The organism is Microbacterium proteolyticum (genome assembly GCF_029639405.1).
Classification (GTDB): Bacteria; Actinomycetota; Actinomycetes; order Actinomycetales; family Microbacteriaceae; genus Microbacterium.
Genome location: NZ_CP121274.1, coordinates 1,346,395 through 1,361,313 on the forward strand (window position 1 = coordinate 1,346,395; position 14,919 = coordinate 1,361,313).

The window sequence follows — 14,919 nt, forward strand, 5'->3', positions numbered from 1 at the left end:
ACCCTCCATGCGCCCTTCGCTGCATTTCACCGCCCGTTCGGGCTGGATCAACGACCCCCACGGCATCACCTGGCGCGACGGCGAGTACCACGCGTTCTTCCAGTACGTCCCTGATCGGGTCGAGTGGGCTCCGAGTTGCCACTGGGGCCACGCCAGCGGGCCCGACCTCCTGTCGCTGCGGGAACGCGACGTCGTCCTTGCGCCGGGCGACGGCGATGACGGCATCTGGACCGGATGCCTCATGGTCGACGGCGACGACCTGCGCATCTTCTACACCGCGATCACCGAACCCGACTTCGGCATCGGCCGCGTGCGTGTCGCCACGCCCGATGCCGGCCTCGACGGGGCCTGGGTGAAGGGCGAGGTCGTCGTCACCGCGCCCGCCGAGCTCGACCTCATCGCGTTCCGCGACCCCTTCATCCGTCGTGACGGCGACGGTTGGCGGATGTTCGTCGGCGCGGCGGGACGCGACGGGACGGCGATGGCGCTGACCTGGACGTCTCCCGACCTTCGTGCGTGGCGGTACACCGGTGTGGCGCTGGAACGCTCGACCGAGCTGACGGAACCCGTGTGGATGGGGGCGCTGTGGGAGTGTCCGCAGTTCGTCACGCTCGACGGCGGGGACATCATGATCTCGTCGGTCTGGGACGCCGACATCCTGCACTACGCGGGCTACGCCGTCGGCGGATTCGATGGCGATCGCTTCGACGCCGAGGCGTGGGGGCGCCTGACCTACGGCGACGGCCTGTACGCGCCGTCCCTGTTCGTCGACGCCGAGGGCGCTGCGTGCCTCCAGTTCTGGATCCGCGGGGTCGGCGACCACGACGCCGGCTGGGAGGGCGCGCACAGCGTGCCGTACCGCCTCGGCCTCGAGGGTGCGGTGCTCACCGCCACACCGCATCCCGACGTCGCCCGGCACCGCGGCCCGCTCGCCATCGACGGGCGGGTCGCCGGCCTCGCGGCCGACATCGAGTGGTCGGCGACGAGCGGGCGACTGACCGTCCGATCGGGTGGGGCGGAGGCCGTGACGGTGGACAAGGGCGAGGCGGATGCCGTGGTGCGCGTGGGCACGCAGCAGTGGACGGTGCCCGTCGGCGCGGCGGTTCGGATCATCCTCGACGGGCCGGTCTTCGAACTGTCGTCGGAGGCGGGGGTGTTCAGCGCCGTCCTCGCCCCCCTCGGCGACGACCTCCACGTCGAGACGACCGCGGGCACCGGGGCCGTCTACCCGCTGCGCTGAGACGCCGGGCCGCAGCGACGCCGCCGGTCTCCGCAGGTCGGGGGCCGCGTCGGGGTGCCGCGAACCCGCGTCCCACTTCTCGTCGCTCTGGCGCCCTGTGTCCCGCAAGAAGTGGGACACAGGGCGTCATAAGTGGGACGAGGGCCCGGGGCTACAGGCTCGTCCCCGGCACCGAGAAAGTGTCGCAGGCGTTCACCCCGCCCGCGCGACCGGCGTCGAACCACCGCTGCCGCTGCTCGCTCGAGCCGTGGGTCCAGCTCTCGGGGTTGACGACCCCGCCGGACTCGGCCTGGATGTGATCGTCGCCGACGGATGCCGCAGCGGCCAGGGCGTCGGCGATCTGCTGGTCGGTCGGCGGTTCGAGGTAGGGTGTGCCGCTCTCGTCGACCTGATCGCCCGCGTCGGCCACCCACGCGCCGGCGAAGCAGTCGGCCTGGAGCTCGGTGCGCACGCCGTTGCTGTCCGGGCCGGTGCCGTTGTTCGGGTACTGCTCCATGACGCCGATGAGGTTCTGCACGTGGTGGCCGTATTCGTGGGCGAGGACGTACAACTGGGCCAGGGGGCCTGCCGTGGTGTCGAACTGCTCGCGCAGCAGCGCGAAGAACGTCGGGTCGACGTAGACGGTCTCCTCGGGCGGGCAGTAGAACGGCCCGGTCGCGTTCGACGCGGTGCCGCACTGCGTCGAGGTCGAGCCGTCGACGATGATCAGCTGCGGCTCGCGGTACCCCTCGACGGTCTTGCCCCAGAACTGGTCGATGTTCAGCGATGCGGCGGCGAGTCGGCAGTCGTCGTTGCGGTTGGCATCCTGGCCGGTCTCGCAGTTCGCGATGCGCTCGCCGCCGGTCTGCGGCGCCGCGCCGCCTCCGCCTCCGACGATCCCGCTCAGGTCGGTGCCGGTGAAGAGCTGGATGAGCAGGAAGACCACCGCGCCGAGGCCCACCGCGCCCCCGCCGACGGCGGCGACCGTGCCGCCACGGCGTTTGGCCGAGTTGCCGCCGACGCGGGCGTTGTCGTTGAACGTCACGTCCGAGACGGTAGCGCGTGACGGTCGCGAAGGAAGGGGGCTTGAAACGCGGCCGTCAGCCGATTCGACGCACCGTCGCGAGAGGGCGCGGGATCCGCCGCGCGCTCGTGAGCCTTCTCAGGCAGCCCGTTCCGCGATGAAGGATGCCACCGCGTCGGCGCCGCCGTGATCGTTCGCGGTGACCGTGACGACCGCGTCGCCGGCGAAGACGATCAGCTGCCCGTGGGCGCCGTGCAGACGCCAGGCGTTCCCCGGACCGTCCCACCCGGCCATCGCGTAGCGGCGGTAGCCCTCACCCGCACTGCCGGTCTCGATCCACGCCGAGTGCATGGCATCCACCGTCTTCGCCGAGACGAGGCGACGACCGTTCCAGAGCCCGCGGTCGCGGATCAGCAGGCCCAGGCGCGCCATCTCGTCGGTGCGCAGGGCGAGACCTTCGCCGCCGAGCACCCGGCCGTTCGGGCAGCGGCGCCAGTGCACCTCGTCGAGGCCCAGCGGGGCGAACAGCCGTGGCCGCAGGTACTCCTCGACGTCGCCGGTGCGCTGCGACAGCGCGTGCATCGCGGTATACGTGCTGGCGTTGGAGTACTGGAAGACGCGGCCGCGCGAGGGCCGCGCGAGGAACTCGGCGGCGAGGTCGGGCCAGTCGCTCATCATCGTCTCGGAGTACGCGAAGTCGATTCCGCCGGTCATGGTCAGCAGGCGCCGCAGGGTGAGCTCGGCGGAGGTGGGCACGAGCTCGCTCAGCGGGGCGTCGAGCGACACGAGACCCTCATCCGCCGCGATTCCGGCCGCCAGCACGGCGACGGCCTTGGCGACGGAGTGGATCTCCTCGCGCACGTCGGGCGCCCAGCGGTGGGTCGCGGTGTCGTCGCCGACCCTCACGTGCACCCCGTGCGCGGCGAAACCGGTCGCGTCGATGCGGGGGACGAGCTCATCGCGGAGGCGGGCGGCGGCGGACATGTCCACAAGGCTACGCAGGAGTGCCCGCCGTCTTCGCGGGCGTCGTCGCCCCCACCGACGGTCGCGCACGTGCGCCTGCTGACGGGGGCACCAGGGCCGGTCAGCCCATCGGGCGCGTGGAGATGTCGAACCCGGCGAAGGGGAGGGGAGCGAACAGCGAGTAGTTGTTCCAGTCCTCGACGCGGAGGGTCGAGATGGCCCAGTAGCCCACGACGAACGTGACGAGGGTGAGCACCACGATCACCATCCGGGCGTTGTGGAGGATGCTCAGGGCGCGTTCGACGGTGTCGGCGCGGCGCAGGATCCTCGTGAGCGAGAACAGCACGACCAGGCCGATCGCCACGTAGATCAGCGGGTGCGCGCTCACGGTGACCGAGCCGCACATCGGGGCGACGTCGGTCGGTCGTCCCTCGGCGTCGAGGAAACCCCCGCTGCCGGTGACGCCCCCCGAGCAGCTGCCCATGCTGCCGCGCAGGAAGACCGCCAGCATCGTCACCGCCACGATCGCCCAGACCAGGAGCGAGCGGATGCCGACGACCACCGCCGCCCCCGGAAGCAGCGCGTTCACGTGGGTCTCGTCCTGCGTGATGGTCATGACGGCCTCCCCAAAGGTTTCTCCCACCCTCACACGGCCGCGCCGATCAGTCCAGGAACTCCCGGGCCGCGACCACGAGGTTCTCGACTCCGCGGTCGATCGTCGGCTGCATGACGGGCGCGAAGAACGGCGAGTGGTTGGTGGGGATGTCGCGCTCGATCGTGCCGCCGGCCAGGGCATCCGCGAAGGTCTGCGGATCCACTCCGCCCCAGAACCAGAACACCAGCGGGGCGCCGGATTCGCGGGCGAACCACGACACGTCCTCGCTGCCGGTGAACATGCCCGGGTCGACGACGCCCGCCTCGCCGAACGCCCGACGGAAGGCCGCGGTCAGGCGGGCCGTGGCATCCGGGTCGTTGATGGTGGGCGGCAGGGAGTGGTCGGTCGTGATGGTGGGGGTCTTCTCGGCTCCGGATGCCTCGGCCTCGGCGCGGATGATCCGCTCGACCTTGCTCATCACCCGCGCCCGCGCCGCGTCGTCGGGGTAGCGGAGGCTGAGTTCGAGCTTCGCCTCGGCCGGGATGATGTTGTTCTTCAGGCCCGCGTGGATCGAGCCGACGGTGACGACGGCGACGTCGCGGGGGTCGACCTCGCGCGAGACGACCGTCTGCAGGCGCATGACGGTGGCGGCGGCCATGACGACCGGGTCGATCGTGGAGTGGGGGCGCGAGCCGTGTCCGCCGCGGCCGTGCAGCACGACAGTGAGGCCGTCGGATGCCGCCATCTGGGTGCCCGGCCGGACGCCGATCGTTCCGGCGGGGAGCGGTGTCACGTGCTGCCCGAGCACGATGTCGGGCCGCGGATACCGGTCGAGCACGCCGTCGGCGATCATCGCCTGCGAGCCTGCGCCGTACTCCTCGGCGGGCTGGAACACCGCGACGACCGTGCCCGACCACTCCGACGTGGTGGCGACGAGACGCTCGAGCGCCCCGATCAGGGCGGTGACGTGCATGTCGTGACCGCACGCGTGCATCACGGGAACCGCGTTGCCGGCCGGGTCGGTCCCGCGCGCGGTGCTCGCGTAGGCGAGGCCCGTCTGCTCCTCGACGGGCAGGCCGTCCATGTCGGCGCGCAGCCAGACCACCGGACCGGGGCCGTTGTCGATCTTCGTGACGACGCCCGTCCGTCCGACGCCCTCTTCGACCTCGAGTCCGAGGTCCGCGAGGTGCCGGGCGATGACGCCGGCGGTCCGGGTCTCCTGGAACGACAGCTCGGGGTGGGTGTGAAGGTCGGTGTACAGGCTTTCGAGGTCGACACTCATGCCTCCGAGCCTAGGCGTCGCGTCGTCGCGGTGCCCCGCGCGCTTCCGTGCCGCGGCACTTCCCGCGTTTCAGTGTCCAAGACACGCCGCATCCGCCCGACGCCGTACGGCGTGTCTTGGACACTGAATCTCCTCACGAGACGCTCGAGCGGGCGAGGCACCGTTCGATGCGATCCAGTGTCCAGAACACGCGGACGCGGGCGAGCGGCATCCGCGTGTCTTGGACACCGAAACCGTCGCGCCGTGCCCCGCTACCGGATGCCACCTCCGCTGTCCAGCCGTCCCGGGTGGGCGGCGGTGGCGGAGAGGCTGGCGGCATGGCCACGACACACTTCGACTACCTCATCGTCGGCGGCGGGATGGTCGCCGACACCGCCGCACGCGGCATCCGCGAGATCGACGCCGGCGGGTCGATCGGCATCCTGAGCGACGATGTCGACGAGCCCTACACGCGCCCCGCCCTCAGCAAGAAGCTGTGGACCGACGACGAGTTCACGTGGGAGAAGGTGCCGCTCGGCACCGCCGACGACACCGGCGCCGACATCCGGCTGCGCACGCGCGCGACCGCGGTCCGCCCCGAGGCGCACGAAGTGGATGCCGACGGCGCGACGTACTCGTACGGAAAGCTGCTGCTGGCGACCGGCGGCCACCCCGTGCCGCTCCCGATCGACGACCGCTCCGGCGGCGAGCGGTCGCTGACGTTCCGCACCGCCGCGGATTACCGGCGGCTGCGCGCCCTATCCGAGGAAGTCGAGCGCATCGTGGTCGTCGGCGGCGGGTACATCGGCTCGGAACTCGCGGCCGCCCTCGTGCAGAACGGGGTCGACACGGTCCTGATCCACACCGGTGCGGTGCTCGGCGACGCGGTGTTCCCGGCCGCGCTCGCGGAGCGGTTCGAGAAGCTGTTCCGCGACGCCGGGGTCGAGATCGTCGCGGGATCGAAGGTCGAGGCAGGAGAGGCGGATGCCGACGGCATCCGGCTCGCGCTCGAGGGCGGCGGCGAGGTGCGCGCGGACGCCGTGGTGAGCGGGCTCGGCATCGAGGTCGCGACCGACCTGGCCGAGGCGGCGGGGATCGCCGTCGACGACGGCGTGGTGGTCGACGCGCAGCTGCGGTCGTCGGTCGACGACGTGTGGGCCGCGGGAGACGTCGCGAGCTACCCGGATCGGCTGCTCGGGCGCCGCCGGGTCGAGCACGTCGACAACGCCAACGAGATGGGCCGGGCCGTCGGCCGCAACCTCGCCGGCGCCGCGGAGCCGTACACGCACACGCCGTACTACTACTCGGCGGTGTTCGGCATCCGGTACGAGGCCGTCGGCACGCTCGACTCGTCGCTCGCCACGGTGGAGGACTGGATCGACTCCGACCGCGGCGTCGTCTACTACCTCGACGACGACCGGGTCGTCGGCGTGCTGCTGTGGAACGTCGAGGACGCCCGCGACGCCGCACGCTCCGTGCTCGCGGAGGCCGACACCCTGACGCGCGACGACCTGGTGGGCCGCATCCGCTGACCGACGGGCGATAGCCTGATCGCTGCCGTGGCACTCGCCGTGCGGCGAGATCAGGGGGCATCCGTGGCGACCGCAGAACTGCGACTTCTTCTTCCGCTCGATCAGGCACGGGATGCCGTGGGCTCGGCGCTGGCCGAGCAGGGCTTCACCGTGCAGCCGACGGCCGGCGGTTCGCTCGACGTCTCCCGCGGGAGCCTCGGGACGACGGTGGTCGCGGGCGCGTTCGCCGGACAGGACATGCACGTGCGGTTCGACGTGCATCTCTCCCCGGATGCCGAGGGCACCCTGGCCGTGTTCGAGCACTCCGCGGTCGGCGGGTTCGTCACGGGCGGCGCCGTCGGCGCGGCCCGTGTGGGCGAGATCGTCCGCGACGCGGCGCACCTGGCCGGGGTGCGTCTCGCGCAGCAGGGGCTGCTGGCCGGTGGTGCCGGGAGCGTCCCCGCGCCTGCGGCCCCGGACACGGCGTCCGGCATCGACGCGCCGGAGGGTGCACCCGCGCCGCCGGTCGTGCCCGGCGGTCACCCGGCCCCGCCCGCCCCCGGCGGTCACCCCGCGTCCGCCGCCCCCGGCGGTTCCCCCGTCCCTCCCGCCGGGTACGCCGCCGTGCCTCCCGGGTTCCGGTACGGTGCCCCGGCTCCGGTCCCGGGCGCCGAGCAGCGGACGAACACCGTCGCGATCGTCGCGATCGTCTTGGGCTTCGTCTTCCCGATCGGTGGCATCATCGCCGGTTCCGTGGCGCTCGCCCAGGTGAAGCGGACGGGGGAGAAGGGCCGCGGCCTCGCGATCGGCGGCATCGTGGCCGGGGCGGTCATGATGGTGCTCTCGATCATCGTCGGCATCGCCCTCTTCCTCTTGTTCGCCCTGGGCGCGGCGTCGTCGAGTGCCGGCTCTCCTCTCGATCCGTTCCTCCCCCCGGCGGAGAACGACACCTTCGCGCTCCCGGTGGGCACGTGCCTCGACGAGTTGGCGACCACCTACATCACGAGCGACAACGTGCTCGACTGCGCCCAGCCCCACAACTTCGAGATCTTCAGCTCGTTCCTGGTCGACGACGGCGCCTTCCCCGGGGAGAGCGTGTTCGAGGAGCAGGCCTACGAGAAGTGCGACGCGGCGTTCGCCGCCTTCGTGGGCATCCCGTACGCGGACTCGACTCTCGATTACACCTACCTCTCCCCGACCAAGGAGACCTGGGCGCAGGGCGACCGCGAGATCCTGTGCATGATCTTCGACCCGTCCGTCGCGCAGACGACCGGGTCGCTGGCGGCTTCCAAGCGCTGACCGGACGCTCGTCTCGTTCCGCTCACGAGCGGTGCGAGCCGCGCGCAGTTCCTGCGGTGCGGCATCCCTGCGGGTGTGCCCGTCGGGCGGGACGCGCCATGCAGGAGTCGTGCCGGGATGCGGCGGCCCGGCACTCGCCTCAGACCGGCGGCACCGCCGTCGAGCCGCGCTCGAGCAAAGCGAACGGGAGCGTGCCGCGACGGAGGGCGGGGGCGGCTCCGTCGAGGTCGGCGAGGACCGCCTCGGCGGCGCGCTCGCCCTGACCGCGGGCGAACTGGTCGACGGTGGTGAGCCCGAACCAGCGGCCGAGGTCGTTGCCGTCGACGCCGATGATCGAGATGTCCTGCGGCACCCGCAGCCCCGCCTCCCGCGCGGCGAGGACGGCGCCGATCGCCATCTCGTCCGACGCGGCGAAGATCGCGGTCGGGCGGTCGACGGCGTCGAGGAGGCGCCGCGCCGCAGCCGATCCCCCCTCGATCGTGAAGTCCGCGTCGGCGAACGAGGGCGTCGCGCCGGCGGCATCCATCTCTTCGGTGAAGCCACGACGGCGGAGGGCCGGCACCGACGACCCCCTCGTCTCGTGCGAGCCGATGTGCGCGATCCTCAGGTGACCGAGGTCGAGCAGGTGCCGGGTGGCGAGGCGACCCACGGCGCGGTCGTCGACGGTGAGGGTCGTCACCAGGGGATTGGGGCCGGCGATCGCGACGATCGGGACACCGAGGCCGCGCAGGAGCTCGGCCTCTTCGGCGTCAAGCTCGGGGGCGATGGTGATGATCCCGTCGACCCGGCGGCGGCGCACGTTGTCGGAGAACACGCGGTGCCGTTCCTCGGCCGCCGTGCTCACGCCGTAAAGGGTGATGTCGAAGCCGCGACGGACGAGACCGTCCGAGATCCCCGCGAGCACCGTGCTGTAGAACCACCGGTCCAGGAACGGCACGATGACCCCGATCGCCCGCGCCCGGCCGGTCGCCAGCGCCGAGGCGGCCGCCGATACGACGTAGCCCAGCTCATCCGCGGCGGTCTGCACGCGCTGGCGCGTCGTGGGCGACACGGGCCCGCGCCCGCTGAGGGCTCGCGAGACCGTGGCCGTCGACACGCCCGCCCGGCGGGCGACCTCGTCGATGCCGACCACGGTCTCGCGGATCCCGGATGCCACGGCTCAGGCCGCGGCGATCCAGACGGTCGTGTCGGTCGGGATCGAGGCGCCGTCGAGCGGTCCGCTCGCCACCAGGACGTCTCCGGCGGGCAGCTCGACCGCGGTGTCGCCGAGGTTGGCGATCACGGTGACGGAGCCGTTGCGGAACGCCACCACGTCGTCGCCGAAACCGTCGAGCCACTCGAGCGATCCCGCCCCGAGGCCGCGCGCGCGGCGCTCGGCGAGCAGTGAGCGGTAGAGCGACAGGGTGGATGCCGGGTCCTCGCGCTGCACGTCACGGGCGAGCTCCGCCCACTCGGCGGGCTGCGGCAGCCAGGCGGCGCCGGTGTCGTTGAAGCCGTACGCGGGGGCGTCGGCCGTCCACGGAATGGGGACGCGGCAGCCGTCGCGACCGTACCGCTCGCCCTCGGTGCGGAACCAGGTGGGGTCCTGTCGCGCGTCGTCGGGCAGGTCGATGACCTCGGGCAGGCCCAGTTCTTCGCCCTGGTACAGGTACGACGAGCCGGGGAGCGCCAGCATGAGCGAGGTCGCGGCACGGGCGCGTCGCAGCCCCTTCACGGGGTCGGGCTGGCCCGGGGACTTCGGGCCGATGCCCGCGCCCTGCGGGTTCTCCGCGGTGAGTGCGAGTCGCGAGGCGTGCCGGACGACGTCGTGGTTGGACAGCACCCACGTGCTCGGGGCGCCGACCGCGGCGTACTCGTCGAGCGACTCGGTGATCACGTCGCGGAGGGCCTCGGCATCCCACTTCGTCTCGAGGTAGGCGAAGTTGAACGCCTGGTGCATCTCGTCGGGGCGCACCCACAGCGCCGTCTGCGCGACAGTCGGGAGCCATGCTTCGGCGCACAGGGCGCGGTCGCCGTCGTACTCGGCGAGGACCTCGTGCCACTCGCGCCACACCTCGTGCACGCCCGGCTGGCCCCAGTACGGCACCTCGTCGGCGTCGCCGCCCATCGAGCCGCCCTCGGGGTCGGGGGTGAAGTCGGGGAGGCCGTCGGCCTTGATGAGGCCGTGGGCGACGTCGACGCGGAAGCCGTCGACCCCGCGATCGAGCCAGAAGCGCAGGATGTCGCGGAACTCGGCGCGCACTTCGGGGTTGGTCCAGTCGAAGTCGGGCTGCGACTCGTCGAAGATGTGAAGGTACCACTGGCCCGGCGTGCCGTCGGCCTCGGTCACCCGCTTCCACATGCCGCCGCCGAACACCGACTCCCAGTTGTTCGGGGGCAGCTCGCCGTTCTCGCCCTTCCCGTCGCGGAAGATGTACCGCGCGCGCTCGGGGCTGCCGGGGGCGGCCTTCAGTGCCTCCTGGAACCACTCGTGCTGGTCGCTGGAGTGGTTCGGCACCAGGTCGACGATCACCCGGATGCCACGGTCGTGGGCGCCCGCGAGCATGGCGTCGAAGTCGGTGAGGGTGCCGAAGATCGGGTCGACGTCGCGGTAATCGGCGACGTCGTACCCCGCGTCCTTCTGCGGCGACCGCTGGAAGGGGCTCAGCCAGATGGCATCCACACCCAGCTCCTGGAGGTCGTCGAGGTGCGCGGTGACGCCGGGGAGGTCACCCAGGCCGTCGCCCGAGGCGTCGGCGAAGGAGCGGGGATAGATCTGGTAGATGACGGCGGTCCGCCACCACTCGGAGCCGGGAGCGGACTCGAGTTCGGGGCGCGCGTCCTGCTGCGTGAAAGTCATGCGGTACAACCTAGTGCAAGCGCTTGCAGCGCGGGGGAGGGGGTCGACACGATCGCAGACTACCGGGGCCGCGTTTCCGCCGTGTCACAGGGCGCCCCGCGGCTCACCCGTCGCCGCCGCTCCGCCGCCGCTCCGCTCCGCCGCTGCGCCGTTGCGCCGCTCCGCCGCCGCCGCCCACCCGTCGCCGCCGCTCCGCCGCGCGTTCCAGGGTGCCGCCCTCCTCGGTGCGTGAGTGTCCTCCTCGGTGCTTCGGCGCCCTCGCCGGTGTTTCGGTGTCCAAGACACGCGGATGCCGCCCACTGCCGTCCGCGTGTCTTGGACACCGAAGCGGACGTCAGGGCGAGGGCCGCCGGACAGACGGGGGGCCCGACGCGGAGAACCCGCGGCGATTAGGCTGGGACGGTGCCCGACGCCTCCGCTCTCTCCCGTGCCGAATCGCTGATCGGCAGCATCCCCGACTACCCCGAGCCCGGGGTGATGTTCCGCGACATCACGCCGCTGCTGGCGGATGCCGAGGCCCTGCGCGTCACCATCGAGGCGCTGCTCGAGCCGTTCGCGGGTCGCTTCGACGTGGTGGCCGGCATCGAGGCGCGCGGCTTCCTCCTCGCCGGAGCCGCAGCCGTCGCGGCCGGCGTGGGACTCGTTCCCATCCGCAAGGCGGGCAAGCTGCCGCGGCCCGCGGCATCCGTCTCGTACGCGCTCGAGTACGGCACCGCCGAGATCGAGATGCATGACGACATCGCCGACGGCACGCGCGTCCTGCTGCTCGACGACGTCCTCGCCACCGGCGGCACTCTCGAAGCGGGGCGTGCCCTCGTCGCCCGCCTCGGCGGAGAGGTCACCGGCACCGCGGTGCTGCTCGAGATCGACGCCCTCGGCGGCCGCCATGTGCTCGGCGGCGACGTGCACAGCATCTTCCACGTCTGACCCGCCGCGCGTCTGCCTCCCCGCCGAGGCGCGTCGGTGCTGCCCCTCACGTGAGTGTCCAAGACACGCGGACCGCGGGTCGTGGCATCCGCGTGTCTTGGACACTGAAGCCCAGACACCGTGCCGCCCGCAGCGGCGCGCAACGGCGAGTGTCCAAGACACGCCGTTGCGCCGCGCCCCGATACGGCGTGTCTTGGACACTGAACCCGATGCGCTGCCGCGCCGCCCCCACGCCGCGCCCCCGCGCCGTCGCGCCGCCCCGCCGCGCCCCCGCGCCGTCGCGCCGCCCCGCCGCGCCCCCGCGCCGCGCGTCAGCGCAGCACGCTCGCGCCGAGCTCCACGGGGCTGCCCTCGATGTTGCCGACGATGCCGCGGATGACGCCGGAGCCGTCCTCGCGCCGCAGGCCGTCGTACCAGGCCTGCGTCGCCTCGACGTCGAACGCGTGCGTCTCGTGCGCCCGCTTGCGCGCCCGCAGCACGAGGTCGCCCGCGCGCTCGGTGCGGATGCGCTCGTAGCGCTTCAGCGAATCCTCGACGCCGAGCGTCGTCGTGGCGAACACGATCCCGAGCGCGAAGCTGTCCTCGAGCGCCGAGCACGCGCCCTGCCCGATGTCGGGGGCGGTGTTGTGCGCGGCGTCGCCAAGGATCGCCACGCGCCCCCGCACCCAGGTGTCGAACGGGTCGATGTCCCAGATCTCGACGCGGTTGAGCGAGGCGTCGGGGTCGATGGCATCCAGAAGCGCCCGCACGCCCGGCGCTCCCCACGAGCCGAACGCGGACTCGAGCGCCGCCACACGGTCTTCGAGCACGCCCGAGGGCCCGGGGACGTCGACGAAGAAGTAGAACCGGTCGCCCGCGACGGGCATCACGGCGCAGCGCTTGCCGTCGCCGACGTATGTCGTCCACTGGTGCGGCGGCCCGATGCGGGGATCGGCGGCGACCAGGCCGTTGTAGTTGACGTACCCCGAGTAGCGCCTCTCGGGGCGGATGCCGGTGGGCTCGGTGACGTAGTCCCGCACGAGCGAGCGCGCCCCGTCGGCCCCGATGAGGAGGTCGGCCGTGTCGGTCGAGCCGTCCGCGAACGTCGCGGTGACCGTCTCGCCGTCGTCGGAGACCCCGACCAGTCGCATCCCGAGGTGGATGCGGTCTGCGCCGACGGCATCCATCATCAGCGCCTGCAGATCGGCGCGGGCGACCGGGTAGGGCCGCTGCCCGGTCTGAGAGGTGACGGATGCCAACGAGAAACGGCACATCTCCTCCCCGGTGTGGCCGTCGTAGTAGGCCATGTCGTCCATCTGGCCGCCGAGGGCGGCGACCTCGGCGCCGAGTCCGAGCCAGTTGAGCACCTTCACGCCGTTCGACCACAGCGACAGCGCGGCGCCGACCGGCCGGTTCTCGCGCATACGGTCGTAGACGACGACGTCGTGGCCGAGCTTCTGCAGCGCCAGGGCGGCGGAGGTTCCGCCGATGCCGGCTCCGATGACGATGACCTTCATGGCTCCTCCTCAGCTGCCGCGGTAGGTCGAGTACGCGAACGGGCTCAGCAGCAGCGGCACGTGCAGGTGGCCCTCGCCGCTTACGGTGAAAGCGACCGTCGCGACGGGGTGGAACGACGCGACGCCGCGGCTCCGGAAGTAGGCGCCGGTTCCGAACGTCAGGGAGTAGTCGCCGTCGGCGAGACGGTCGGGGCCGAGCGCGAGACGCCCGTCGGCGTCGGTCGCGGCGGAGTCGATCGTCGCGCCGTCGAGGTGCGCGAGCGTCACGGCGACGCCGGACGCGGGCGTGCCGGTCGCGGCATCCAGGACGTGCGTGGTGAGGTGCGTCATTCGGTGCCCTCCGGGGCGTCAGTGACGCTGCCGCGCAGGCGCAGCAGCGCGATCTCGGCGAGCTGCCGCGTCGCCTCGAGGGTCTCGGCGTCGGGGTCGTTGGTGAGGCGGCGCTCGAGTTCGGCGCGGATCTCGCCGGGGGTGCGGCCCGCCGCACGGATGAGGAAGACGCGACCGAACCGCTCCTCGTACGCGGCGTTGCCGGCGGCGATCGCGGCGACGTCGTCGTCCGCGGCGGTGGTCATCGCGGCCTGTTCGCGACGGGATGCCGCGGCCTCGGCGTTCTCGCCCGACACTCTCGCGCCGATGCGGGGGTGGGCGTGCAGAGCGGCGGCGAGGTCTTCCGGCGACCAGGCCGCGGCCAGGTCTCCGGCGTAGGCCGCGAGGGCGTCGACGTCGGCGTAGGGCCGGCCGGCGACGACGGCGTCGACCCATCCCGGGATGTCGGCCCAGACGCGGACGACTCCCGCCGCGTCGGCGGGCGAAGCCGCGTTGAAGGCGGTGAGGTGCATGCCTGCAACGCTATGCGGCGCGCGTTACGGGGCTGTGGCGGGATGTGTCCGCGATGTTGCTGTGGGGAACATTTCGGGATGGAGCCGCGGGTGGCATCCGTGGTTTGGGGCGGATTCTGCGCTTTGGGGCGCGATATTCACGCCCCAAAGCACGAATCGCGCCCCAAACCCGACGCGAACCCGTCCCCACGCTCCGAGCCCGTCAGGCGTGGACGATCAGCCAGTGCGCCACGGCGTCGGCGGTGCCGGTGTTGTGCAGGCGGTGGGGGACCGAGCAGGGGTAGCTGATGGCATCCCCGGCCCGGAGGATCACGCGCTCGGCCTCGAAGTCGATGGTCAACTCTCCCGAAACGACCGTGCCGACCTCGTAGCCCTCGTGGTGGAACAGCCCGTCGGCGCCGTGCGCCGAGGCTCCGGGCGGGTAGATCGACTCGAAGTAGTCGACGCCGGGTGAGGTGCCGGGGGTGAGGCGGCGGAACGAGACGCCGCTGTCGAGCACGATGTCGGGCGTCTGCCCGGCGCGCTGAAGCGTGAAGCCCGAGGGTCCGGCGGGTTCGACGGGACGGTCGGATGCCGGGTCGAACGCCGCCACCAGGGGAACGCCGAGGGCGTCGGTGATGGCGATGAGCCGCGAGACGCTCGGCTGGAGGACGCCCCGTTCGATCTGCGACACGGCGCTGGGGGAGATGCCGAGTTTCGCCGCGAGGGTGCGCGCCGATATGCCGCGGGCGGTGCGCAGTTCGCGGATGCGGGTGCCGACGGCGGAGCCCGCGAGGTCGTCCACGGCGGCGGGCTGCGTCATGCCCCGAGTCTAGGGAAGCCCGAAGTGTGAAGGAGCGACTTCACACAGCTGTTACATGAGCGAAACCGGAGCGGATGTGTGAACCCATAGCTTCACATCAGTGCACCACTCTGGCCGCGGACTCCACGTCGTGGCATCCAC

The 14,919-nt window shown here is 72.2% G+C and carries 14 protein-coding genes; 4 read left to right on the forward strand and 10 right to left on the reverse strand.

Going from position 1 to position 14,919, the window contains the following annotated elements:
• Nucleotides 1–7: 7 nt before the first annotated feature.
• Nucleotides 8–1,240, forward strand: coding sequence for a glycoside hydrolase family 32 protein (locus tag P8R59_RS07070; protein WP_278103333.1), 1,233 nt, complete (start codon nt 8–10; stop codon nt 1,238–1,240).
• Between the two features lie 151 nt (nt 1,241–1,391).
• On the opposite strand, the gene ypfJ is transcribed toward P8R59_RS07070, so the two are convergent.
• The 4 genes from ypfJ to P8R59_RS07090 form a co-directional block, all read right to left on the reverse strand.
• Nucleotides 1,392–2,264 carry a KPN_02809 family neutral zinc metallopeptidase gene (gene ypfJ / locus P8R59_RS07075; protein WP_278103334.1) on the reverse strand — a complete coding sequence of 291 codons (873 nt, stop codon included), beginning with the start codon at nt 2,262–2,264 and terminating at the stop codon, nt 1,392–1,394.
• Between the two features lie 117 nt (nt 2,265–2,381).
• Nucleotides 2,382–3,227 carry a serine hydrolase domain-containing protein gene (locus tag P8R59_RS07080; protein ID WP_278103335.1) on the reverse strand — a complete coding sequence of 282 codons (846 nt, stop codon included), beginning with the start codon at nt 3,225–3,227 and terminating at the stop codon, nt 2,382–2,384.
• 100 nt (nt 3,228–3,327) lie between these two features.
• Nucleotides 3,328–3,822, reverse strand: a complete 495-nt coding sequence (locus P8R59_RS07085; RefSeq protein WP_278103336.1) for a hypothetical protein — start codon at nt 3,820–3,822, stop codon at nt 3,328–3,330.
• A 46-nt stretch (nt 3,823–3,868) separates the two neighbouring features.
• Entirely contained in the window at nt 3,869–5,083 is a 1,215-nt protein-coding gene (locus P8R59_RS07090) for an amidohydrolase (RefSeq protein ID WP_278103337.1), read from the reverse strand.
• A gap of 317 nt (nt 5,084–5,400) precedes the next feature.
• Here P8R59_RS07090 and P8R59_RS07095 point away from each other — a divergent pair, with 317 nt between their 5' ends.
• Both P8R59_RS07095 and P8R59_RS07100 read left to right on the forward strand, forming a co-directional pair.
• Complete coding sequence (locus P8R59_RS07095; RefSeq protein WP_278103338.1) at nt 5,401–6,594, forward strand: NAD(P)/FAD-dependent oxidoreductase; 1,194 nt, start codon at nt 5,401–5,403, stop codon at nt 6,592–6,594.
• A gap of 27 nt (nt 6,595–6,621) precedes the next feature.
• Nucleotides 6,622–7,872 carry a septum formation family protein gene (locus tag P8R59_RS07100; RefSeq protein ID WP_278103339.1) on the forward strand — a complete coding sequence of 417 codons (1,251 nt, stop codon included), beginning with the start codon at nt 6,622–6,624 and terminating at the stop codon, nt 7,870–7,872.
• Nucleotides 7,873–8,011: 139 nt separating this feature from the next.
• Here the strand turns inward: P8R59_RS07100 and P8R59_RS07105 are convergent, their stop codons facing one another.
• Together P8R59_RS07105 and P8R59_RS07110 are read right to left on the reverse strand one after the other, a co-directional pair.
• Nucleotides 8,012–9,004, reverse strand: a complete 993-nt coding sequence (locus P8R59_RS07105; RefSeq protein WP_278103798.1) for a LacI family DNA-binding transcriptional regulator — start codon at nt 9,002–9,004, stop codon at nt 8,012–8,014.
• A gap of 27 nt (nt 9,005–9,031) precedes the next feature.
• Entirely contained in the window at nt 9,032–10,711 is a 1,680-nt protein-coding gene (locus P8R59_RS07110; RefSeq protein ID WP_278103340.1) for a glycoside hydrolase family 13 protein, read from the reverse strand.
• Between the two features lie 402 nt (nt 10,712–11,113).
• Here P8R59_RS07110 and P8R59_RS07115 point away from each other — a divergent pair, with 402 nt between their 5' ends.
• The gene (locus tag P8R59_RS07115; RefSeq protein WP_077050923.1) at nt 11,114–11,638 is read left to right on the forward strand and encodes an adenine phosphoribosyltransferase; all 525 of its coding nucleotides are present in this window, start codon (nt 11,114–11,116) and stop codon (nt 11,636–11,638) included.
• 311 nt (nt 11,639–11,949) lie between these two features.
• On the opposite strand, the gene hpxO is transcribed toward P8R59_RS07115, so the two are convergent.
• The 4 genes from hpxO to P8R59_RS07135 form a co-directional block, all read right to left on the reverse strand.
• Nucleotides 11,950–13,134: an FAD-dependent urate hydroxylase HpxO gene (gene hpxO, locus P8R59_RS07120; protein WP_077050921.1), complete on the reverse strand. Its 1,185-nt coding sequence runs from the start codon at nt 13,132–13,134 to the stop codon at nt 11,950–11,952.
• Nucleotides 13,135–13,143: 9 nt separating this feature from the next.
• Nucleotides 13,144–13,464: a hydroxyisourate hydrolase gene (gene uraH / locus P8R59_RS07125; RefSeq protein ID WP_077050920.1), complete on the reverse strand. Its 321-nt coding sequence runs from the start codon at nt 13,462–13,464 to the stop codon at nt 13,144–13,146.
• Entirely contained in the window at nt 13,461–13,976 is a 516-nt protein-coding gene (gene uraD, locus P8R59_RS07130; protein WP_278103341.1) for a 2-oxo-4-hydroxy-4-carboxy-5-ureidoimidazoline decarboxylase, read from the reverse strand. The genes uraH and uraD overlap by 4 nt, the downstream gene beginning before the upstream one ends.
• 202 nt (nt 13,977–14,178) lie before the next feature.
• Nucleotides 14,179–14,778 carry a helix-turn-helix domain-containing protein gene (locus P8R59_RS07135; RefSeq protein WP_278103342.1) on the reverse strand — a complete coding sequence of 200 codons (600 nt, stop codon included), beginning with the start codon at nt 14,776–14,778 and terminating at the stop codon, nt 14,179–14,181.
• Nucleotides 14,779–14,919: the final 141 nt, after the last annotated feature.